The sequence below is a fragment of the Microbacterium sp. Ld4 genome, assembly GCF_045066555.1.
Taxonomy (GTDB): domain Bacteria; phylum Actinomycetota; class Actinomycetes; order Actinomycetales; family Microbacteriaceae; genus Microbacterium.
In genome coordinates, this window is the sequence record NZ_JBISHE010000013.1 from 789,928 (window position 1) to 812,519 (window position 22,592).

Consider the following 22,592-nt stretch of genomic DNA (forward strand, 5'->3'; position numbering starts at 1 on the left):
GCTCACTCGGAGCGCAGGACGTGCTCCATCGCGGCGATGAACGCGTCGAGGTCGAAACGCAGCTGGTCGGCTCCGTGGTTGTCGATCCTCGCCTCGACGAGCTCGCGGAGCACCGGGTAGCCCGCGGTCGTCTGCGCCAGCGCGAGTCGCAGACGCGCGACCTGGGGGTCGTCGGAGCTCCACCCCGCGCGGATCGCGTCGCGGGCGAACCCCTGGCAGATGCTGGTGAGAAGGTGCATGCCGCGGCTCGTCGCGATCACGCCGAAGCCCGCCCCGCGCAGTCGCTCGGCGACCGTCTCGGCAGGGGCGATGATCGCCAGATCGCCCGGTGACGCGAACCGCAGATAGCCGATCCACTCGCCGGTGTCGATGATGCTCTCGATGAGCGCGGCGGCGTAGCCGCGGCAGGCGTCCTGCCACGTCGCGCCGAGGTCGGCCTCGGCTCGCTCAAAGCGGCGCCGGAAGGCGTCGAGTGCGAGCAGTTCCAAGAGGCTCTCGCGGTCGGTGACGTGATGGTTGAGCGCTTTGCGGTCGACGCCGAGGGCATCGGCGACGCGCTGCATCGTGAGCGCCGCCGGCTCGATTCCGCGCGCCGCCGCCACGATCTGATCGCGATCGAGGCCGGCGCGATTGCCCCGCCCGCGTCGGGGCGACTCGTTGGTCGTCATGTCGCCTCTTCCGCTGGCCCGTCGCGTGAGAGTATCATTTCCCGCACGGGAATTCCGCTCGACGAAAGGCATCCCATGACCGACATGACCCCCCTCACCGCAGGATCCACGATCGGCGACTGGCTCGACAGCGAGGTCGGCGGGCCTCTCGTTCGCGGCCTGCTCGCCGCGTCTGGCGCCGGGGAGGACTCGCTCGCGCCGGTGCGCGGACTGCCGCTGCAGCAGCTCGTCGCCCTCAGCCAGGGTCAGATGCCGCAGTCGGTCATCGACGACCTGGTCCGCGCGGCGAACGACGGCGTCCTGCCCGAGGAGCAGGCGGCGAGCGGCGGCTGGGTCGAGCGCATCTCGGCCGGGCGCTTCGACGGCAAGACCGTCGTCGTCACCGGCGCCGCCTCGGGGATCGGCCGCGCGACCGCGACCCGCATCGCCCGGGAGGGCGGCCGCGTCATCGCGACCGACATCTCCGCCGACAAGCTGGCGGAGTTCGCCGCGTCGCTTCCAGGCGCCGACATCGTCGCCGTTCCGGGCGACATCACCCAGCCGGACTCCGTCGCCGCCATCGTCGCCGCCGCGGGTGACCGGATCGACGGCCTGGCGAACGTGGCCGGGATCAACGACGACTTCTCCCCGCTGGGCGAGACCACCGACGCCATGTGGAACCGCGTGCTCGCCGTCAACGTCACCGGCCCGTTCGTCCTCACTCGGGCCGTCCTTCCCGCGATGCTCGAGGCGGGCACCGGGTCGATCGTCAACGTCGCGTCCGAGGCGGCCCTCCGCGGGAGCGCATCCGGCAACGCGTACACGACCTCGAAGCACGCCGTCGTCGGCATGACCAAGAGCGCTGCGGTCATGTACGGTCCCCGCGGGCTGCGGGTGAACGCCGTGGCGCCGGGTGGCGTCGCGACCGGCATCCCGTTTCCGGCGAACGTGTCGGAGTACGGCCAGGAGCGTTTGAACGCGTTCCACGGGCTGATCCCCACGGTCGCCACAGCGGAGCAGCTCGCCGCGTCGATCACGTTCCTGCTGTCCGACGACGGGGTGAACATCAACGGCGCCGTCCTGGCCAGTGACGGCGGGTGGTCGGCCCAGTAACCACCCGCCCCGTGATGAGCCGCCTACCCTGGTCAGGTGGCATCTGTTCTCAACGTCTCGGCGTATCTGTTCACCCGGCTCGACGACCCTGCAGCGCTCCGCCCGGTCCTGCGCGGCCGGGCGGAGGCGCGAGGCCTCAAGGGCACGATCCTCTTGGCGCAGGAGGGGATCAACCTGTTCCTGGCCGGCGCCGCGCGAGAGGTGCGCGCGTTCGTCGACGATCTGCGCGCCGACGAGCGGTTCGCCGCTCTGACGACGAAGGAGAGCTGGTCGGACGAGCAGCCCTTCGGTCGGATGCTCGTCAAGCACAAGCGCGAAATCATCCGAATGGACCACCCGACGGTCCGTCCGGGTGACGGCCGAGCCCCGGCGGTCGCCCCGGAGACGCTCCGCCGGTGGCTCGAACAGGGTCACGACGACGAGGGTCGCGAGGTGGTGATGCTCGACACCCGGAACGCCTTCGAGGTCGATCACGGCACGTTCGCCGGGGCGGTCGACTGGCGACTCGAGCGCTTCACACAGTTTCCGGATGCCGCGTCGCAGCACCGCTCCGAACTCGCCGGCAAGACGGTGGTCAGCTTCTGCACCGGCGGTATCCGCTGCGAGAAGGCCGCTCTCTACCTGCAGGGCGAGGGCATCGACGCGCGTCAGCTCGACGGCGGGATCCTCGGCTACTTCGAGCACGTCGGCGGCGACCACTTCGACGGTGATTGCTTCGTCTTCGACGAGCGCGTGAGCGTGGACCCGCGCCTCGCCCCCGCGCCGCAGAGCGCCGCCGCCACTGTCGGAGCGTCCCGCTAGCCTCGATCCATGCACCGGCTCTCGAAAGACGAGGCGCGCCGCATCGCCGTCCGCGCGCAGCTGCTCGACGCCGACCGACCGGCTGATGTCGTCGAGGTCGCCGAGCAGTTGGGCGCCATCAAGATCGACCCGACCGCCGTGATCGCACCGAGCGAGCAGTCGATCTGCTGGTCGCGGATCGGCTGGGCCTACGAGCCGGGGCAGCTGACCAAGGCCGTCGAGCGCGACCGTCAGCTGTTCGAGTACGACGGGCACTTCCGGCCGGTGAGCCTGCTGCCCTTCCTCCTCCCCATCCTCCGAGCCCGCGCGCCGCGCGAGAACGCCCGGCAGTATCTGGAGGCGAACGCGACGTTCCGCGCCGATATCCTCGCGCGGCTCGATCGCGGCGGCGAGTCGCTCGCCGCGGACATCCCCGACACCAGCGTCGTGCAGGCGCGCGACGAGGGCGGCTGGTACGGCTCGAATCAGGTGCCGAGGATGCTCGAGCTGATGATGACCCTCGGTGAGGTCGCGATCTCCCGGCGGGTCGGGCGTCAGCGCGTCTGGGATCTCGCCGAACGCGTGTACCCGGCGAACGGCGACGTCCTCTCGCTCGACGAGGCGGAGGCGGGCATGGCGGCGCGCCGACTCCAGGCGCTCGGCATCGCCCGTCAGAAGTCCGCCTGGAGCGGTGTGGGAACGGCGGGGGAGCCCGCGACGGTGGAGGGGAGCGATGCCGCGTGGCGGGTCGATCCCGACGCCATCGCGGCGCTCGGCGACGACCCGGGTGGGCGCGCGGCGATCCTCAACCCGTACGACCGGATGTTGTTCGACCGCAGCCGGTTGATCGATCTCTTCGACTTCGAATTCATCCTCGAGCAGTTCAAGCCCAAGGCCACCCGCGTCTACGGATACTTCGCTCATCCGATTCTCGTCGGCGACCGGTTCGTGGGCCTGCTCGATGCGGCGCTCGACAAGAAGAAAGAGAACCTGGTCGTCGCGGCGGTGCACGAGAGAGCGCCGTTCGACGATGACGAGCGGGAGATGGTCCACGCCGAGATCCGCGATCTCGGCGAGTGGCTGGGAGTCCCCGTCCGCGGCCTGGACTGACGAGCGGGCGGTATGGGGATCGGATGCCGTCCCTCCGGCATCCGATCCCAACCATGTCCCGCTGGTCGGACAGGTGTGCCTACGCGCGGACCGTGCCCGTCCGATCCGCACTCCTCCCCCCAGAGGAGGCACGTCTTCGAATAATACGGATCCCGGGTAACGGAACGGCATCGGACGGGCCATCCCGAACGACTCCGGACAGCGCGAGCCGCCGGATATGCTCTCCCGAGGACGTAATCCGCACCCAGGGAGCCGACGATGGAGACCGACGATCAGGACGACGCGGCCGAGCCCTGGGCAGCGGTGGCTGCCGCGCTGCAGGAGCTCCGCCAGCACGGCGGAGCGTCATATGCCGAGATCGCCATGCGGGTCGCGGCGCAGCGTTCGGCAGATGGGGCGAGTCCCTCCGCGGCCCGAGTCGCGCGCTCGACGGTGTTCGACGCGTTCCGCCCCGATCGCGCGCGGCCCAATCCCCGCCTGATCGGTGAGATCGTGAGAGCACTCGGAGAGGACGCCGAATCCGTCCGGCGCTGGCGCCGCCGGACTGCCCGGGCCATCCCCGTCCGGACGGCCGCAGACACCGTCGTGACGGAGTCTGCGCTCCGCACCTCGACGGTCCCTCTCATCGAGGCCGTGGCCGACGGGGCACCCGGATGGTGGGAACGGCACCGGTTCGTCGTCCTCGTGCTCGCCGGATCGATCCTGCTCAACCTCCTCGGACACCGGTTCGTCGCCGTCGCGCAGGTGCCGCTCTTCCTCGACATGATCGGGACGGCTGTGGCCGCCATCGCGCTCGGCCCCTGGCACGGCGCGCTGGTGGCGGTGACGACCAACGTTGCCGGCGTGGTGCTCTCCGCTCCGGGGTCGGTCTATTTCGTCCTCGTCAACGTCGCCGGGGCGCTCGTCTGGGGGTACGGGGTCCGCCGCTTCGCGATGGCGCGCACGCTCCCGCGTCTTCTGAGCCTGAACCTGATCGTCGCCGTGACGTGCTCGATCGTCGCGACCCCGCTGATCGTCGTGCTTCTCGGCGGTCACTCAGCCCATGCGCTCGACGTGTTGGCAGCGTCGTGGGTGGCGCAGGGCCAGAGCCAGATCGCGGCGGTGTTCGCGTCGAACCTGGTGACTTCCGTCGCGGACAAGCTCGTTGCCGGCTTCGTCGTCCTCGCGGTCCTGGCGACCATCGAGGCCGAGCCCGGCCGGACGACCCTGCCCGGCGACACGGTCTTCGCCCGGCTCCGCCCCCTGCCGAGGCTCGTGCATCCGGTCGTCACGACCCGCGCGGCCTGAGCGCGGGCCGTACGATCGTCGTGTGATCTCACGAACCCTTCCCGACGGGGCGCTTCTCCGCGCCGCCGCTCCCGGCGATGAGGACGGCATCCTCGCCGCCATCCAGGCACTGGCCGATTACGAGCGCGAGCCGGATGCCGTCGCGAACACGTCCGCTGCGCTCGCCGAGAAGCTCTTCGCCGAGTCGCCCCGTGTCTTCGCGCACGTCGTGGAGCGCGGCGGCGACATCGTGGGGATCGCGATCTGGTTCCTCACCTATTCGACCTGGACGGGTCAGCACGGCATCTGGCTGGAGGATCTGTTCGTCGGTGAGTCCGAGCGGGGCCGGGGCTACGGCAAGGCCCTCATCTCGTCGCTCGCCGAGGTGTGCATCGAGCGCGGCTACCCGCGGCTGGAGTGGACGGTGCTCGACTGGAACGAGCCGTCGATCGCGTTCTATCGCTCGATCGGCGCTACGCCGATGGCCGAGTGGACGACGCAGCGGCTCGTCGGCGACGACCTGCACGCCCTCGGTTCCCGCTGATCTCCGCCTGCTGAGCCCGCCCCTGCAGAACGGCCTAGCATTGCAGGTCGGAGGATGCAGATGGTTCAGGTCAGAGTGGCAGGCGTGGCGATGGATGCCGTCGGCGATCACGTGATCCTGCTGAAACCTCTCGACGCACTCCCCGGCGAGGGCCGTGTGCTCCCGATCTGGATCGGCGCGCAGGAGGCCACCTCGATCCTCTTGGCGATCGACGGAGCCGAGGTGCCGCGCCCGATGTCGCACGACCTCATGCGCGCCATGCTCGCCTCGCTCGACGCGAATGTCGCCCGGGTCGAGGTGACGCGGGTCGAGGAGGGAACGTTCTTCGCCGAGGTCACCGTCGCCGGGGCGGGCGTCGTGACGCTCGACGCCCGGCCCTCCGACGCGATCGCCCTCGCTTCGCGCACGGGTGCGCCGATCTTCGTCGCTGACGACGTGCTCGCCGTCGCGGGGATCGTCGACATCACGGCCGAGGGCGATGAGGACGGCGATGCCGAGGGCAATGTCGAGGAGTTCCGGCGCTTCCTCGACGACGTCGATCCCGACGACTTCCGGGAGTGAGCCCCGGGGCTCCGCTGATTAGCCGAGCGGCTCGATCGAGACGGGCTCGCCCAGGCGGGAGAACTCCTGCGTGATGGTCGACGACGTGCCGAAGAAGTCCGATGTCGATGCGGCGCTCACCGGCTGCCAGTCGGCGGTGAACTGCACGGCGTAGCTGTCGACGGGGATGTCGAACCAGCGGAACGGGGCGGAGCTCTCGACGCGGTAGGCCGTGACGGTCTCCCCTGATCGCAGCTGGACCTCGTCGGTGGCGTCCGCCACGTTCCAGCTCTCGCTGGCGTCGATCAGGTCGCCGATGAATCCGGGGTCGGAGAAGACACGGTAGAGCTCGCCCGCGACGCCGGCGAGCCGGGTGTCGGGGTCGTCGGATTCGGGGTCTCCCACCACGGGACCCGAACCGTCGTCGAGCATCATGACGCCGTCGACGAAGCTCATCTCGACGGGGCCGTCGCCCGTCTCGAGGTTCGCGCGGAACTCGAACTGGGGGTCGTAGTGGTAGGTGGCCTCGCCGGCGAGTTCGGGGCCGGTGAGGGTCAGCATCCCAGTGTCGTAACCGGCAATGGCGGCCTGGAGGCACGAACCCAGGTCGCCGCCGTACAGCGTGCCGCCGAGTTCGACGTCGATCGACTCGCACTCGGGAGGCACCTCGCGCGCGGCGGCGGTGGGTTCGGGATCGGGCGTCGACGTCTCGGCGGGAGCGGCCGCGGACGGCGTCGGAGCCGCGGATGCCGGGCCGGTGGCGCCAGGTGACGGCGAGGATGCGGGGCCGCAGGCGGTCAGGGTGAACGCGGCGACGGCAGCGGCGGCGACGGCGAGACCAGGGGAGAGGCGCACGATGACTCCTTGCGATGCGGGGAGGAATTCGAAGCCTATCCTGCGACCTAACAGAGCGCCCGGGTCGCTCGCAAGCCCCTGGGGTGGGGCGCCTCGTGGCCGCGACAATGAGGCTTCGAACCGAGAAGAGAGGATCGACAATGGCCAGCATCATCGAGACCATCGATGTCGACGTGCCCGTGAGGACCGCGTACAACCAGTGGACGCAGTTCGAGTCTTTCCCGCACTTTCTGAGCTACGTGGAGTCGATCCAGCAGATCGATGACACGACCACCCGCTGGAAGGTCAAGATCGGCGGCGCGGAGCGCGAGTTCACCGCCGACATCACCGAGCAGCACCCTGACGAGCGTGTCGCGTGGAACAGCCACGAGCAAGATCACGCCGGCGTGGTGACCTTCCACCGTCTGAGCGACACGGAGACCCGTGTCACCGTCCAGCTCGACTGGAAGCCCGAGGGCTTCGTGGAGAACGTCGGCGCCGTCTTCGGCATCGACGACCACGCGGTGAAGAAGGACCTGAAGAAGTTCAAGGAGTTCATCGAATCCCGCGGCGCTGAAACCGGTGCCTGGAGAGGCGACGTGGGCTGATCGGTCGGATCCGTCCGGTCGATTCGGCGACCCGGGGGCTTCGGCTCCCGGGTCGTTTCACATGAGGGTTCGTGCCACGGTAGAACCATGACCATCTCTCCTGTCGCCGGCCGCGCGCAGCACCTGCGCGACCTCCACGCCGCCCCTCGCATCCTCCGTGTCGTCAACGTCTGGGACGTCATCTCGGCCAAGGCCGTGCTGGCGCTGCCCGAGACGCAGGCCCTCGCCACGGCGGGGCATTCGATCGCCGCCTCGTACGGCTACGACGACGGCACGATCCCGCTCGAACTGACCCTCGACATGGTCGGTCGCATCGTCGCCGCCGCCGGGGACGTTCCCGTGAGCGCAGACCTCGACGACGGCTACGCCGATCCGGGTGACACGATCCGCCGCGCCGTCGGAGTGGGCATCGCGGGAGCGAACATGGAAGACCGCCTCCGCCCCTTCGACGAGGCGGTGGCGCGTGTCGCGGCGGCCGTCTCGGCAGCCGAGGCCGAGGGCGTGCCCTTCGCCCTGAACGCCCGCACCGACGCCTTCGTGCGCGGGGGCGGCCGTCCGGTCGAGGAGTCGATCGCCGATGCGATCGCCCGTGGGCGCGCGTTCCTCGACGCCGGCGCTGATGTCGTCTTCGTGCCGGGCGTGCTCGACGCCGCGACGACCGCGCAGCTCGTCGAGGGCATCGGCCGCGTCAGCGTCATCGGCTTGCCCGGGGCGCTGTCGGCGGGCGAGTACGAGAAGCTCGGCGTCGCCCGCATCTCGTACGGCCCGTTGACGCAGCGCGTCGCGCTGACGGCGTTCCAGGACGTGGCGACGAGTCTCTACGGCGACGGCGTCATCCCGGCGGGTACGCGTCCGCTCAACTGACCCGGTGCCGTGCTCCGGTCGGGCTGCGTGGTAAGGTCGACGTTTGGAAGCGTGTCCGAGCGGCCTAAGGAGCATGGCTGGAATCCATGTAGGCGGGGTAACTCGTCTCGCAGGTTCAAATCCTGTCGCTTCCGCTCGATGAAAGCCCCGCACCGGCCGGTGCGGGGCTTTCTCGTACCCGGGGTCAGCTGGTCGAGGCGGCCGTCTCGGCGAACGTCGATCCCGGTCGCACCACGAGCGAGCGGGGGAGGGTGCTCGCGATGATCCGCCGAGCGGCGCCAGTATGCGCGAGCATCGAGCGGCCGACCTCGTCGGCATCCGGGGCCATTCCACCCGGACCGGTCGCCGCTCGGAGCGACGACGGCGCGTAGCTGGCGAGTTCGACCCTCTCGACCAGGCGCCCGGTCGCGGCGTCGTCTGCGCCGTGCTGCGCGACGAGCCGAGCGCCGAACGCGCGCGCCGACTCCGACGCGGGCACCGGGATGCCGAGATCGATCGCCGCATCCTGGACCATGCGCCAGGCTGCGCCGACGCTGCCGGCGCGAGCGCGACCGCGAAGGACGTGCCGGCGTCCGAGGCGCAGGAGCGCCGGAGCCGCGAGGACCAGCACGACGCCCGCCACTCCACCCGCGACCGGAGCGATGCGGTCCCAGCGCGGCCCCGTCGACGTCGCGCCGGCGGCCGTGTCGTCCTGATCGTCCTGAGGCGCGGCGGTCTCGGTGGGGGCGGGGGAGGCGGTCGGCGTGGGCGTGGCCGTCGGCTCGGGCTGGTCATCCGGAGTCTCGTCCGAGACGAAGCGCTGCGGGGTGCCGAGGCTTTTGGTCGGTTCGAAGGCGACCCAGCCGATGCCCTCGAAGTGGACCTCGGGCCACGCGTGCAGCTGCGCCGTCGTCGCCTCGTAGACCCGCGCGCCGCCGACCTGGTCTGCGGTCGCCGCACCGGGGAGGAAGCCGACGACGATCCGTGACGGCATGTCGAGGGTGCGCGCCATCAGGGCGAAGGCCGACGCGAAGTGCACGCAGTAGCCCGCGCGGACCTCGAGGAAGTCGCCGACTGCGTCAGCACCCGACCCGTCGAACCCCTCGGCGACGGGGGCGTCGAGGGAGTACTCGAAGTCCGCGCCGCGGAACCACGACTGCAGGGCGACGAGGCGGTCGTAGTCGTTCGTCGCGTCGGCGGTGACCTCTTCGGCGAGGCGGGCGATGTTCGAGGGCATCGACTCGGGCAGCTCGGTGACGTCGCCGTCGCCGCCCGGAGCCGTGGTGCGCGCCGCGCGGGCCTGTTCGAGGCTCGGGCGCGGCACGCTCGTCACGACGTCGAACTCCTGGCCGCCGGCGCCCGAGGCGGCGGACGTGACCGTGAGATTCTCCGACAGCACGCTCCAGGAGTCGTCGAGGTCGGTGATGCCGGTCGCCGGATACGGCACCGGCACGGCCGACGAGACGAGATCGAGCACCTGCACCCGGGTGCGGTATTCGGCCACCTCGATGTCCTCGGCGACCGCGGGCGCCTCTCCGCCCCACTGATCGAGCGGCGTTCCCGGGCCGCGATCGGGGCGCCACGACTCACCGCGCAGCCCGCTCAGAGTGGCGACGCGCAGGTAGGGCGGTGTCGGCGCATCGCTCCAGGAGCGGACCACGGGGACCGCATCGGGGCGGCGGAGATCGTCGCCGAGGTTCAGGGACGTGTCGATCCGGGTCCCGCTGGCGAACCCGCCCGAGGCGACGCTCTGCGGGAGCGCGGGGGCCGCCAGCATCGACGCGGTGATCGCCACGACGCCGATTACGCCGGCGACCGCGCCCACGCCGCCCGCCGGACGACCTGCCGACCGCGGCAGCGCACGGGAGCGGGTTTCGGCGCGGATCAGGATGAGGATCGCCGCCGCCAGGAGGGCGAAGCCCCACACGTCGACGGACCGGGGAACCGCCAGGGTCGGGATAAGCCAGACCGACATCAGCGCCACCGCCGCGAGCAGCGGCATCCGCGCGGTGAGGACGACGTGGTCGAGGGCGATGACCAGGATGCCGACCGCTCCCACGATCAGGAACGACACCGCCGCCGTCGGCACGAGTGGAGCGACCCCCACCCGGATCGATTCGGCGGCTTCGTCGACCAGCAGCGGGATGCGATCGAACGCCTCGCCGGACGGGATGATGCCCAGCCAGGCCGCATCGGAGAAGAAGACGACGGTCAGGAAGACGAGCCACAGGGCGGCTGCGCCGAGCGTGATCACGACGGCGGGCACCCGCCGCCGGCGCGCGACGTACCCCGCCGCGAGGATGAGGCCGCTCAGAGCGAGGGCGAGGACCACCCAGAGATCCGTCGCCACGACCGACAGGAGCGGGATGAGAGCTGCCGCGAGCGCCACGAACAGGGCGACCGTGGAGAAGCCGTCGTGGCGGCGGCGCGGCGCCGCCGGAGTGTCAGCCGACACGGACACCGCCCCCCATCACGGGCCCCCACAGTCGGGCGAGCTCGTCCTCGGGCTCGAGGGTCGACACGCGCCAGCCGGCGGTCCGGGCCGTCGCGAGCCCACCCGGTTCGCCGCCGACCGAGAGCAGCACCGGGAGCGAGGTGTGCGCGACGATCGGGGCGAGCGCGGCGGCATCCGTCTCTGCGATGGCGCCCGTCACCACGACGATGGGCCCGATCATCGCCCCGCCGAAGAGCGAGGCGGCGTCGGCGAGGGCGCCGTCGCGGCGGGCCGTGAGGGTGGCGAAGGCGACCGTCATCGTCTCGACGGCTGCGGTGTCGCCCGCGTCGATGGGCTCGACGAGCGAGACGCCGTCGACGTCGATGACCGACACGGTGTACCCCTCCCGCACGAACCGCGCGACCGCCGAGACCACCGCCGAGACGGCGAGCTCGAAGGCCGCATCCTCGCCCGGGGCGCGGAGCGCCTCGATGGTCCACCGTGCGACCGACCTGTCGAACACCACGACGGCCTCGGGGTGCGACTCCTGCTCCTCCTGGCGCACCATGAGCTCGCCCCGGTGGGCACTCGCGCGCCAGTGGATGCGGCGCATGGAATCGCCCGGCATGTACGTGCGGGGAATGAGGTTGTCGGCACCCTGGCCCATGCGGTCCCGCGTCGTCTGCATGTCGCCGCCGGCGTCGCCGGGGAGTTCCGACAGGGAGCCCAGCTCGATGATCGCCGGTGCCACGGTGAGGGGCACGGCGCCGCCGAGTCGCTGCGTGCGCCGCGCGAAACCGAACGGGTCGTGCGTCGTCACCCGGACGGGGCCGAGGGCGCGCACGCCGCGGCGCGTGGTCAGCACCCGGTACTCGAGCTCGACGCTGTGCGATCCCGCCGCGAGGCCGGATCCGAGCCCGGGGAAGACGCCGGAGGCGTCACCCTCGACGCCGCTCGGAAGGCCGTCCGACCATGACCCGGCGACCGTCGGGAGCAGGGTGCGCGTCTCGACGTGGGCGCGTACATCGACCGTGCCCCCGACGGTTGCCGTCTCGGGGAAGAACGACCGCCGCACCCGGTCGGGCCGGTGCCCGAGATACAGCGACGCGAGAGAGACGCCGACGGCGGCGACCAGCAGGACGCCGAAGAACAGGAGCGCCGGCACCGAGAACGCCCCGGCGATCACGAACGACAGGATGCCGAGGAGGATCGCGCCGGTGCCGCGTGCGGTCAGCGGCCATCTGGTCATGTCGGTGCCTCGCGCGTCAGTGCGCGGCCAGGGGGACGCGTACCGACGCGGCGATCGTCTGCAGGGCGTGCGAGACGGCATCCGCTCCGCTGCGTCCGCGCGTGGCGCTGGTGCCGCGGGCGGCGATGAGGCGGTGGGCGAAGACCGGCTCGAGCAGAGTCGTCAAGTCGTCGGGGATGACGAACTCGCGCCCTTCGAGGGCCGCCCAGACCTTCGCGGCGCGGACGAGCTGCAGGGTCGCACGCGGGCTCGCACCGAGGCGCAGGTCGGGGTGCTGGCGGGTGGCGCGGGCGAGGGCGACCGCGTAGTCCTCGACCGACGGCGAGACGTGGATGCGCCGCGCCCACTCGATGAGGGCGCTGACCCGCTCGGCGGTGAGCACCGGCGTCAGAGCCGTCAGCGGGTTGGCGTGATCGCGCTGGCGCAGCATGAGCGCTTCGTTCTCGGCATCCGGGTACCCCATCGAGATGCGCATCATGAAGCGATCGCGCTGCGCCTCGGGAAGGGCGTAGGTGCCCTCCATCTCGAGCGGGTTCTGCGTCGCGACGACGAGGAAGGGGTCGGGCAGTTCGCGGCTCGTACCGTCGACGGTGACCTGGCGCTCCTCCATGGCCTCGAGGAGTGCCGACTGCGTCTTGGGGGAGGAGCGGTTGATCTCGTCGGCGATGACGATGTGGGCGAAGATCGCGCCCGGCGTGAATTCGAAGCGTCGCTCGACGGGGTCGTAGACGCTCACCCCGGTCACATCGCTCGGGAGCAGGTCGGGCGTGAACTGGATGCGTCGCACGGTCGCCGCGACGGTCGCTCCGAGGGTGCGGGCGAGCATCGTCTTGCCGACGCCGGGAACGTCCTCGATGAGCAGGTGGCCCTGGGCGAGCAGGCAGACGAGAGCCGCGCGCACGGCGTCGGGCTTGCCGTCGATGACCGTCGAGATGGATGCCGCGATCGCCCCCGTCAGCTGAGCGAAACCCTGGGCGTCGATCGGCCGGTCGGGCGAGGCGAGCCCCGCGCGCCGGCTCGTCGGCTGGTGTCCGTCGGTCATCCGTCCCCCTTGCACATGGTCGACGCGTCCTCGCGCTCCCGACCGATGCTAACCCGGGCTCGATGAGCAGGTGCTGACGTCGGGTAGACTTGCAGCAGCTCTCCGCGAGACGGCACCCAGGCCAACTCCCCCAGGACGGAAACGTAGCAAGGGTAACCGGGCTCTGCCGGGTTCGCGGAGAGTCTTTTCTTTGTCCGGATGCCGGCGCTCGCCGCCCGGACCCGCGCGTTCTCACGGCTGTTCCCAGCCCGCGGAGAACTCCGCGCGCCTAGGCTGGGGGCGTGGCTCAGAGCATCTACATCACGTCCGCTGAAGGTCACTCCGGGAAGTCGACGATCGCCCTCGGCGTGCTCGACACCCTGATCCGGACCTCCCCCCGCGTCGGGGTCTTCCGGTCGATCGCCCGCTCGACCGAGGAGCGCGACTACGTGCTCGAGATGCTGCTCGACCACGACGGCGTCGACCTCGGCTACGACGAGTGCATCGGCGCCACCTACGACGAGGTCCGCGCCGACCCCGAGGGAGCCCTCGGGCGCATCGTCGAGCGGTACAAGGCCGTCGAAGCGCAGTGCGACGCCGTGGTGATCCTCGGCAGCGACTACACCGACGTGGGGAGCCCCGCGGAGCTCGGCTACAACTCCCGCATCGCGGCGAACCTGGGCGCGCCGGTGCTGCTGGTGCTGAGCGGTCAGTCGGCAGACGGCGAGACCCGCTCGGAGTCCGGCGGGCTCACCCCCGAGCAGGTCGGCAATCTCGCCACCCTCTCCCTCGCCGAGGTCAAGCACGAGCGCGCCGGCATCTTCGCGGTCGTGGTGAACCGTGCCGATCCCGAGCGGCTCGAGGAGATCGTCGCCGCCGTCAAGGCCACCCCTGCCGCCCAGGGAGATGTCGGCGTGTGGGCCGTCCCCGAGGACAGCTACCTGATCGCGCCGTCGGTCGCCGACGTCGCCCGCTCGCTCGACGCGACCCTCGTCAAGGGCGACGAGGCGCTCCTCGACCGCGAAGTGCTGCACGTCGTCGTCGCGGGGATGTCGCTGAACAACGTGCTGCCGCGGCTCGAGGAGGCCGCGATCCTCGCGGTCGCCGCCGATCGCACCGAGGTGCTGCTCGCGGCGCTCCTCGCCCACTCATCGGGCACGTTCCCGGCGCTGTCCGGCGTCGTCCTCTACGGGCCGTTCGAGCTCCCTGAGCCCGTCGAACGCCTGATCGACGGGCTCGATTCGAACCTGCCCATTCTGACGACCGATCAGGGCACGTACGAGACGGTGCGCGGCATCATGAGCGCTCGCGGGCGACTGGCTGCCCACTCGCAGCGCCGCTACGACACCGCGCTCGCCCTCTTCGAGACGCACGTCGACACCGACGAGCTGCTGCGCCGGATCGGCGTCGCGAGTTCCTCCGTCGTCACGCCGCTCATGTTCCAGTACGGCCTGATCGAGCGGGCGCGCGGCGCCCGCCGGCGGATCGTCCTCCCCGAAGGCGGCGACGACCGCATCCTCCGCGCCGCATCGACGGCGCTCGCGCGGGGCATCGCCGACATCACCATCCTGGGGGAGCCCATCGAGGTGCGCTCGCGGGCCCTCGAGCTCGGTCTCGACCTCGAAGGGGCCGAGATCCTCAGCCCCTTCGATGCCGTGCACGTCGACAAGTTCGCCACCGAGTACGCGCGGCTTCGCGCCCACAAGGGCGTCACCTACCGTCAGGCCGCCGACACCGTCACGGACGTGTCGTACTTCGGCACCCTCATGGTGCATCTCGGGCTCGCCGACGGCATGGTCTCGGGCGCCGCGCACACGACCGCCCACACGATCCGACCGGCCTTCGAGATCATCAAGACCAAGCCCGGCGTGAACGTCGTCTCGAGCGTGTTCCTGATGGCGCTCGCCGACCGGGTGCTCGTCTACGGCGACTGCGCCGTGATCCCCGACCCCACGGCGCCTCAGCTCGCCGACATCGCCGTGTCGTCCGCAGCCACCGCCGCGCAGTTCGGCATCGACCCCCGCGTCGCGATGCTGTCGTACTCGACCGGCGAATCTGGGTCGGGCGCCGACGTCGAGAAGGTCCGCGACGCCACCGCGATCGTCCGCGAGCGTGCGCCCGAGCTGCTCGTGGAGGGGCCCATCCAGTACGACGCCGCGACCGACGCCGCCGTCGCGGCGACCAAGATGCCCGGCTCCGACGTGGCGGGGCGGGCGACCGTGTTCGTGTTCCCCGATCTCAACACCGGCAACAACACGTACAAGGCCGTTCAGCGCTCCGCCGGCGCCGTCGCCATGGGCCCCGTGCTCCAGGGCCTCAACAAGCCGATCAACGACCTCTCGCGCGGCGCCCTGGTCGAAGACATCGTGAACACGATCGCGATCACCGCGATCCAGGCGCAGGCCGCAGACGAGCCCGTCGTGGCACCCGAGACCACGCAGGGAGCAGCAGAGTGACCCCGATCCTCGTCATCAACAGCGGGTCGTCGTCGTTCAAGTACCAGTTGATCGACGTCGACACCGAACGCGCCCTCGCGAGCGGACTCGTCGAGCGCATCGGGGAGACGGAGGGGGTCGCCACCCACACGGTCCTCTTCGCGGGCGACGGCGCCGCCGTCGCCGCGACGCGCGCATCCTCGACCCGCACGCTTCCGATCCCCGACCACACCGCCGGGTTCACGGTGATGCTCGACGCCTTCGCTGAGCACGGCCCGTCGCTCGAGGCGGCGCGTCCGCACGCCGTCGGCCACCGCGTCGTCCAGGGCGGGGCACGGTTCTTCGAGCCGACGCTCATCACCTCCCTGGTCGAGATCAACATCGACGAGCTCAGCGCTCTCGCCCCCCTCCACAACCCGGGCGCGCTCCAGGGCATCAAGGCCGCGCGCGCGGCCTTCGCCGATGTCCCGCACGTGGCGGTGTTCGACACGGCGTTCCACCAGACGATGCCGGCCGCGGCGTTCACCTACGCCATCGACCGCGAGATGGCCGAGAAGCACCGCATCCGCAAGTACGGCTTCCACGGGACGAGTCACAAGTTCGTGAGCGAGGCCGCGGCGCAATTCCTGCAGCGGCCGCTGGGCGAGCTGACCCAGATCGTCCTGCACCTCGGCAACGGCGCGTCGGCGACCGCGATCGACCGCGGCGAATCCGTCGACACCTCCATGGGCCTCACCCCTCTCGAAGGCCTCGTCATGGGCACTCGGTCGGGCGACCTCGACGCCTCCGTCCTTGGCGTCCTCGCTCGCCGGGAGGGCATGACCCCCGCAGACCTCGACGACTTCCTGAATAAGAAGAGCGGCCTCCGTGGACTCGCGGGCGCGTCGGACATGCGCGACATCGAGCAGCGTCGCGCGGACGGGGATGCCGATGCGATCCTCGCGTTCGACGTCTACATCCACCGCCTCCGCGCCTACATCGGGAACTACCTCGCCCAGCTGGGCGGAGTCGACGTCATCTCCTTCACCGCCGGCGTCGGTGAGAACTCGCCCACCGTCCGCGCTGCGGCGCTCGAGACCCTCGCCTTCGCCGGCGTCCGCCTCGACCCCGCGCGGAACGAGGCGGGGGAGCGTGGCATCCGGGTCATCTCGACCGACGATTCCCCCGTCACCGTGCTGGTCGTCCCGACCGACGAAGAGCTCGAGATCGCCCGCCAGGCACACGCCGTCGCGCGCGGCTGATCGTCCACATGCTCAGGTGTGAACCGCGTCGCGCGCGCCCGGATACGCTGATCTCGTGACAATGGACCCGCTGCCCGACCTGACCCGTTACGACGGCGTGCTCTTCGACCTCGACGGTGTGCTCACGCCCACCGCGGAGGTGCACATGCACGCCTGGCAGACCATGTTCACCGAGCTCTTCACGGCGTGGGGGCTCACCCCTCCCTACGCGCCGCAGGACTACTTCGACTACCTCGACGGCAAGAAGCGCTACGACGGGGTCGCGAGCCTGCTGCGCTCGCGCGACGTCGAGGTGCCGTGGGGCGACCCGAACGACCCGGTCACCGCCGACACCGTGTGCGGCATCGGAAACCGTAAGAACATCGTGTTCGAGAAGGTCCTGCGGGCCGAGGGCATCGCGCCGTACCCCGGATCGCTCGCCCTCGTGACCAAGCTGCAGGATGCCGGTGTGCCGATCGCCGTCGTCTCGAGCTCGAAGAACGCGCGGGAGGTGCTGACCGCCGCGGGCATCATCGACCGCTTCCCGGTCATCATGGACGGCGTCGTGGCAGAGCAGGAGAACCTCGAGTCGAAGCCGGCCCCCGACGTGTTCGCGCGCGCTGCCGTCATGCTCGGCGTCGACCCCGCCCGCAGCGCCGCCGTCGAAGATGCGCATTCCGGCGTCCAGTCGGCGTCCGCCGCCGGGTACGGTCTCGTGGTCGGCGTCGACCGCGGCGCCGGCGCAGCCGCCCTGACCGCCGCAGGCGCCGACGTGGTCGTCGACGACCTCGACGCCTTCGTCTGAGATTCGTCCGTCTTCACTCCGGGGTACCCGACCCCTGCAAAGGACCCGCATGATCGATCGCTTCCGATTCCCCGTCGACCCGTGGCGCCTGGTCGAGACCTCGTTCTCGCTGGATGACGCCGGCGTGACCGAGACCCTGTTCGCCGCAGGCAACGGCTACCTCGGTCTCCGCGGCAACCACCCCGAGGGGCGGCACGCGCAGGAGCACGGCACCTTCATCAACGGTTTCCACGAGGTCTTCCCGATCCGTCACGCCGAGCAGGCGTTCGGGTTCGCCGAGGTCGGGCAGACGATCATCAACGCCCCCGACGCCAAGGTGATGCGGGTCTACGTCGATGATGAGCCGCTGTCCCTCGACATCTCCGACATCCGCGAGTACGAGCGTGCGCTCGACATGCGTCGCGGCGTGCTCACCCGGCACGTTCGCTGGATGACGCCGAGCGGCAAAGACGTCGTCGTCGACTTCGAGCGGATGGTGTCGTTCGAGGAGCGCCACATCGCGCTCATGCGGCTCACGGTCACCGTGATGAACGCCGACGCCCCGGTGACGGTGAGCTGCCAGCTGATCAACCGGCAGGACGGCGAGGACGTCTACGGCGGCGCAGGCAAGGCCGGCAAGCCGGCGAAGGCCGGGTTCGACCCGCGCAAGGCCGAGCGCATCGCCGAGCGCGTGCTCCGGCCGGAGGAGTACTGGCAGGACGGCGGCCGGTCGGCGCTGTCGTACAAGGTCACGGCATCCGGGATGACGGTCGCGCTCGTCGCCGACCATCTCGTGGAGACCGAGAACGAGTACTCCGCCCGCGCCCTGATCGAGCCCGACATCGCGAAGAACGTCTTCCGCGTGCAGGCCAAGAAGGGCGTGCCGGTCACGATCACGAAGGCCGTGACCTACCACACGTCGCGTGGCGTGCCCGCGCGGGAGCTCGTCGACCGCGGCCGCCGCACCCTCGACCGCATCGAGCACGAGGGCATCCAGGAGCAGTTCGACCGCCAGGAGGCGTGGATCCAGGACTTCTGGGACCGCTCCGACGTCGTGATCGAGGGTCACGACGACCTGCAGCAGGCGACCCGCTGGTGCCTCTTCCAGCTCGCCCAGGCGGCGGCGCGGGCCGACTCGCTCGGCGTCCCCGCGAAGGGCGTGACCGGGTCGGGCTACAGCGGTCACTACTTCTGGGACACGGAGGTCTACGTCCTGCCCTTCCTGGCGTACACGACACCGCTGTGGGCACGGAACGCGCTCCGGATGCGGTACCTCATGCTTCCGGCCGCGCGCAAACGCGCGGGTCAGCTGAACGAGGCCGGTGCGCTCTTCCCCTGGCGCACGATCAACGGTGAAGAGGCGTCCGCCTATTACGCCGCGGGCACGGCGCAGTACCACATCAACGCCGACGTCGCCTTCGCGCTCGGCAAGTACGTGCGCTCCACCGGTGACACCGAGTTCCTCTACCGCGAAGGTGTCGACATCCTCGTCGAGACCGCCCGGCTCTGGGCGACGCTCGGTTTCTGGCGCTTCACGGAGGGCGGCGATCCCGACAGCTTCCACATCCACGGCGTGACGGGCCCCGACGAGTACACGACCGTCGTGAACGACAACCTCTTCACGAACGTCATGGCCCGCTACAACCTCCGCTACGCGGCGCGGGTCGTGCGGGAGATGTCCATCGACGAGCCCGAGGCGTATCGCGCGCTCGTCGAGCGCCTCGACCTCGACGTGTCCGAGCCCGACACGTGGCAGGCCGCGGGTGAGGCGATGCACATCCCGTACAGCGACGCGCTCGGCATCCACCCGCAGGATGCGGTGTTCCTCGAGAGAGAGGTGTGGGACCTCGAGAACACCCCCGAGGAGCAGCGGCCACTGCTGCTGCACTTCCACCCGCTGGTCATCTACCGCTACCAGGTCCTCAAGCAGGCCGACGTCGTCCTGGCGCTCTTCCTGCAGGGCAACCAGTTCACACCGGCCGAGAAGCTCGCCGACTTTGAGTACTACGACGCGCTGACGACGGGCGACTCGACGCTGTCGGCGGTCGTGCAATCGATCCTGGCGGCGGAGGTCGGCTATCAGGACCTTGCTCTCGAGTACTTCCGGGAGTCCGCGTTCGTCGACCTGGGAGACCTGCACAACAACGCCGCCGACGGCGTGCACGTCGCGTCGGCGGGCGGCGTCTGGACGGCTCTCGTCTCGGGCTTCGGCGGCATGCGCGATCACCGCGGTGCGCTCAGCTTCGACCCGCGGCTGCCTGCCGACTGGCCGTCGCTGACCTACACGCTCCATTGGCACGGCACCCGTCTGACGATCTCGATCCGGCCGAACGACATGACCGTCGTCGCCGGTGAGGGGGAGGCGGTGTCGTTCACGGTCCGCGGCGCGGGCTACACCGTGAGCGGCGGCGAGTCGGTCACCATCGCGCTCGACGGCCAGGGCCCGGTGATCGCCGGCCGCCCCACGCTCCGCCAGATCGGTGAGCAGCTCCGCGAGGACGGCACGCTCCTGTCGGCATCCGTGCCCGACTCGACCGCCGCGACCATGGTGCCGGTGCACACGGGCACCATCCCGGTCATCGATCCAGGCAGCGGCCCGATCCACACCGACCCTCAGGAGCCCGATCGCCGCACGCGCCCGATCCAGACGATCGACGCGAGCGACGTGGGCACCGAGGCGTAGCCCCGCGTCAGTCCGTCAGGCGGCCGTCGGAGACGATCGCGCGCACCGCATCGCGGCCCGCGCGGTTGGCTCCGATGGTCGACTGCGACGGCCCGTATCCGATGAGGAACAGCCGGGGGTCGTCGAGCGAACGCGTGTTCGCGACCCGGATGCCGCCCTCCGGTGTTCGCAGTCCGAGGGGCGCGAGATGGGCGATGTCGGCGCGGAAGCCCGTCGCCCACAAGATGACGTCGGCCGGCTCGACGGCGCCGTCCGGCATCCGCACCCCCGTCGGCACGACGGCGGTGAACATCGGATGCCACACCAGCGCGCCGCGGTCCTTCGCCGCCTGCGCCCACGGTGTCCAGTGCTGGCCCGTGACCGAGATCACGCTGCCCGGGGGCAGGCCTCGGCGCACCCTCTCTTCGACGCCCGCGATCGCCTGGATGCGGGCGGCGGTGTCGAAGCCCTGCGCGTCCCAGCGCGGCTCCTCTCGCGAGACCCAGAACGTCTCGGTGATCTGGGAGATCTCGTCGAGCAGCTGGATCGCCGACACACCGGCGCCCACGATCACGACGCGCGAGCCCGCGAACTCGGCTGCGGACACGTAGTCGTGCACGTGGAGCTGCCGCCCCGCGAAGGACTCCTGACCGGGGTAGTGCGGCCAGAACGGGCGCCGCCACGTGCCCGTCGCGTTGATGACGTACCGGGTGGCCCACCGCTCGGGGCCGTCCGCGGTGTCGGCCTCGACGAGCAGCCGGCCGTGCGGGTCGTCGTCGGCGGGCCGCACGCTCCGCACGCGGACCGGGCGCCGGATGCCGAGCGCGAAGCGCTGCTCGTACTCGGCGAAGTAGTCGGGGAGCACGTCGCGGCTCGCCGACGCAGGATCGGCCGCCGGCACGGGGTGGGCGGGGAGCTCGTGGATGCCGTTCACCGACCCCATCCGCAACGACGCCCAGCGGTGCTGCCACGCGCCGCCGGGGCGCTCCTCCGCGTCGAGCACGAGGTAGTCCGGCCGCCCGCCCGCGCCGTGCGGATGGAACCCTCGCCGCTGCAGGTGGTACGCGGCGGAGAGGCCGGCCTGACCCGCGCCGATCACGAGCACGTCGACGGCCACGGGATCCATACCGGCCGCAACGCCCGGGTGCTCGGCGGTGTTCCCCCACCCGCGCCGGAGTCGGTGTCGGTGTCGGTGTCGGTGGCACGCCGTAGTCTGTTCTGGTGACCACCGCCCTGTATCGCCGCTACCGCCCGGAGAGCTTCGGCGAGATGATCGGCCAGGCCCAGGTCACCGATCCGCTCATGACGGCGCTGCGCAGCGACCGGGTGGGTCACGCCTACCTCTTCTCCGGTCCGCGCGGCTGCGGCAAGACCACGTCGGCGCGCATCCTCGCGCGGTGCCTGAACTGCGCCGCCGGGCCCACCGACACCCCGTGCGGCACGTGCGACAGCTGCGTCGAGCTGAGCCGCGACGGTGGCGGGTCGCTCGACGTCGTCGAGATCGACGCCGCCTCGCACAACGGCGTCGACGACGCCCGCGACCTCCGCGAACGCGCGGTGTTCGCCCCCGCGCGAGACCGCTTCAAGATCTTCATCCTCGATGAGGCGCACATGGTGACGGCGCAGGGGTTCAACGCCCTGCTCAAGCTCGTCGAAGAGCCGCCCGCACACGTCAAATTCATCTTCGCGACGACCGAGCCCGAGAAGGTCATCGGCACGATCCGCTCCCGTACGCACCACTACCCGTTCCGGTTGGTCGCGCCGGCCGCGATGCTCGACTATGTCGAGCAGCTGTGCCGCACCGAGGGCGTGAAGGTCGAGCCCGGCGTGCTGCCGCTCGTCGTCCGCGCCGGTGGCGGGTCGCCGCGTGACACCCTGTCGCTGCTCGATCAGCTGATCGCCGGCTCGGACGAGGGCCTCGTCGCGTACGAGCGCGCCGTCTCGCTGCTCGGCTACACCCACGCCGAGCTCCTCGACGAGGTCGTCGACGCGTTCTCGTCGCGCGACGCCGCAGCGGCCTTCGGCGCGGTGGACCGGGTCGTCCAGACCGGACAGGACCCCCGCCGCTTCGTCGACGACCTGCTCGAACGGCTCCGCGACCTGATCATCGTCGCCGCGACCGGAGCGGGCGCCAGTGCGGTGCTGCGCGGCATCCCGGCCGACGAGCTCGAGCGCATGGGCCGTCAGGCGACCGCATTCGGTACCGATCGACTGTCGCGCATCGCCGATCTCGTCGTCACCGCCCTCGACGACATGACCGGCACGACCTCGCCGCGCCTCCAGCTCGAGCTGCTCGTCGCGCGCGTGCTCGCCTCGGCCGATTCCGCCGGCGCCACCACCCCGGCGGCATCGTCCACGGGCAGCCCGGCCGCATCGGCGCCCGCCGCACCGCGGCAGGCGCCTCCGGCAACGGCCCCGGCCGAACCAGCTCCGGCGCCCGCCGCCCCCTCCGCGCCGGCACCGGCGAGCGTACCGGCACCCGCAGCGAGTGCGGCTGCGCCC

General features: G+C 70.9%; 19 protein-coding genes, 1 tRNA gene and 1 other RNA gene. 15 read left to right on the forward strand and 6 right to left on the reverse strand.

Going from position 1 to position 22,592, the window contains the following annotated elements; genetic code table 11:
• Positions 1–2 precede the first annotated feature (2 nt).
• Positions 3–668, reverse strand: coding sequence for a hypothetical protein (locus ACJJV7_RS14470; protein WP_405373570.1), 666 nt, complete (start codon positions 666–668; stop codon positions 3–5).
• Between the two features lie 75 nt (positions 669–743).
• Between ACJJV7_RS14470 and ACJJV7_RS14475 the strand changes: the two genes are divergently transcribed.
• From ACJJV7_RS14475 to ACJJV7_RS14500, 6 genes are all read left to right on the forward strand, one after another.
• Complete coding sequence (locus ACJJV7_RS14475) at positions 744–1,760, forward strand: SDR family oxidoreductase (RefSeq protein ID WP_405373568.1); 1,017 nt, start codon at positions 744–746, stop codon at positions 1,758–1,760.
• Between the two features lie 36 nt (positions 1,761–1,796).
• Positions 1,797–2,561 (forward strand): sulfurtransferase, encoded by a 765-nt coding sequence (locus ACJJV7_RS14480; protein ID WP_405373567.1) that lies wholly within the window; start codon positions 1,797–1,799, stop codon positions 2,559–2,561.
• Between the two features lie 9 nt (positions 2,562–2,570).
• Positions 2,571–3,650, forward strand: a complete 1,080-nt coding sequence (locus ACJJV7_RS14485; RefSeq protein ID WP_405373565.1) for a DNA glycosylase AlkZ-like family protein — start codon at positions 2,571–2,573, stop codon at positions 3,648–3,650.
• A gap of 258 nt (positions 3,651–3,908) precedes the next feature.
• On the forward strand, positions 3,909–4,937 hold the full coding sequence (locus ACJJV7_RS14490; RefSeq protein ID WP_405373564.1) for a hypothetical protein: 1,029 nt from the start codon (positions 3,909–3,911) through the stop codon (positions 4,935–4,937).
• Positions 4,938–4,959: 22 nt separating this feature from the next.
• Positions 4,960–5,460, forward strand: a complete 501-nt coding sequence (locus ACJJV7_RS14495) for a GNAT family N-acetyltransferase (RefSeq protein ID WP_405373562.1) — start codon at positions 4,960–4,962, stop codon at positions 5,458–5,460.
• Between the two features lie 60 nt (positions 5,461–5,520).
• Positions 5,521–6,021, forward strand: a complete 501-nt coding sequence (locus tag ACJJV7_RS14500; RefSeq protein ID WP_405373560.1) for a bifunctional nuclease family protein — start codon at positions 5,521–5,523, stop codon at positions 6,019–6,021.
• 18 nt (positions 6,022–6,039) lie between these two features.
• On the opposite strand, the gene ACJJV7_RS14505 is transcribed toward ACJJV7_RS14500, so the two are convergent.
• On the reverse strand, positions 6,040–6,855 hold the full coding sequence (locus ACJJV7_RS14505) for a hypothetical protein (RefSeq protein ID WP_405373558.1): 816 nt from the start codon (positions 6,853–6,855) through the stop codon (positions 6,040–6,042).
• 140 nt (positions 6,856–6,995) lie between these two features.
• Between ACJJV7_RS14505 and ACJJV7_RS14510 the strand changes: the two genes are divergently transcribed.
• The 3 genes from ACJJV7_RS14510 to ACJJV7_RS14520 all read left to right on the forward strand — a co-directional run bounded on the left by ACJJV7_RS14510 (position 6,996) and on the right by ACJJV7_RS14520 (position 8,440).
• Positions 6,996–7,442, forward strand: a complete 447-nt coding sequence (locus ACJJV7_RS14510) for an SRPBCC family protein (RefSeq protein WP_405373557.1) — start codon at positions 6,996–6,998, stop codon at positions 7,440–7,442.
• 87 nt (positions 7,443–7,529) lie between these two features.
• A complete protein-coding gene (locus ACJJV7_RS14515) occupies positions 7,530–8,306 on the forward strand; it encodes an isocitrate lyase/phosphoenolpyruvate mutase family protein (protein WP_405373554.1) in 777 nt (258 codons plus the stop codon).
• Between the two features lie 45 nt (positions 8,307–8,351).
• Positions 8,352–8,440 (forward strand) — tRNA-Ser (locus ACJJV7_RS14520).
• 50 nt (positions 8,441–8,490) lie between these two features.
• On the opposite strand, the gene ACJJV7_RS14525 is transcribed toward ACJJV7_RS14520, so the two are convergent.
• From ACJJV7_RS14525 to ACJJV7_RS14535, 3 genes are read right to left on the reverse strand one after another with little or no spacing between them, the layout of a single operon-like run.
• A complete protein-coding gene (locus tag ACJJV7_RS14525; RefSeq protein ID WP_405373552.1) occupies positions 8,491–10,740 on the reverse strand; it encodes a transglutaminaseTgpA domain-containing protein in 2,250 nt (749 codons plus the stop codon).
• Positions 10,730–11,968, reverse strand: a complete 1,239-nt coding sequence (locus ACJJV7_RS14530) for a DUF58 domain-containing protein (RefSeq protein ID WP_405373550.1) — start codon at positions 11,966–11,968, stop codon at positions 10,730–10,732. The genes ACJJV7_RS14525 and ACJJV7_RS14530 overlap by 11 nt, the downstream gene beginning before the upstream one ends.
• Positions 11,969–11,984: 16 nt before the next feature.
• A complete protein-coding gene (locus ACJJV7_RS14535; RefSeq protein WP_405373548.1) occupies positions 11,985–13,010 on the reverse strand; it encodes an AAA family ATPase in 1,026 nt (341 codons plus the stop codon).
• A gap of 93 nt (positions 13,011–13,103) precedes the next feature.
• On the opposite strand from ACJJV7_RS14535, the gene ffs reads away from it, so the two are divergent.
• From ffs to ACJJV7_RS14560, 5 genes are all read left to right on the forward strand, one after another.
• Positions 13,104–13,200: signal recognition particle sRNA small type (gene ffs / locus ACJJV7_RS14540), an RNA gene on the forward strand.
• A gap of 91 nt (positions 13,201–13,291) precedes the next feature.
• Positions 13,292–15,445 carry a phosphate acetyltransferase gene (pta, locus tag ACJJV7_RS14545; RefSeq protein ID WP_405373546.1) on the forward strand — a complete coding sequence of 718 codons (2,154 nt, stop codon included), beginning with the start codon at positions 13,292–13,294 and terminating at the stop codon, positions 15,443–15,445.
• On the forward strand, positions 15,442–16,665 hold the full coding sequence (locus tag ACJJV7_RS14550) for an acetate/propionate family kinase (RefSeq protein ID WP_405373544.1): 1,224 nt from the start codon (positions 15,442–15,444) through the stop codon (positions 16,663–16,665). Before pta ends, ACJJV7_RS14550 begins: the two co-directional genes overlap by 4 nt.
• Before the next feature lie 61 nt (positions 16,666–16,726).
• On the forward strand, positions 16,727–17,449 hold the full coding sequence (locus ACJJV7_RS14555) for an HAD family hydrolase (RefSeq protein WP_405374897.1): 723 nt from the start codon (positions 16,727–16,729) through the stop codon (positions 17,447–17,449).
• 49 nt (positions 17,450–17,498) lie between these two features.
• On the forward strand, positions 17,499–20,111 hold the full coding sequence (locus tag ACJJV7_RS14560; protein ID WP_405373542.1) for a glycoside hydrolase family 65 protein: 2,613 nt from the start codon (positions 17,499–17,501) through the stop codon (positions 20,109–20,111).
• Between the two features lie 7 nt (positions 20,112–20,118).
• Here the strand turns inward: ACJJV7_RS14560 and ACJJV7_RS14565 are convergent, their stop codons facing one another.
• A complete protein-coding gene (locus ACJJV7_RS14565) occupies positions 20,119–21,216 on the reverse strand; it encodes an FAD-dependent oxidoreductase (RefSeq protein WP_405373540.1) in 1,098 nt (365 codons plus the stop codon).
• 95 nt (positions 21,217–21,311) lie between these two features.
• On the opposite strand from ACJJV7_RS14565, the gene ACJJV7_RS14570 reads away from it, so the two are divergent.
• The coding region (locus ACJJV7_RS14570; RefSeq protein ID WP_405467875.1) for a DNA polymerase III subunit gamma and tau at positions 21,312–22,592 on the forward strand (1,281 nt) is incomplete at its 3' end.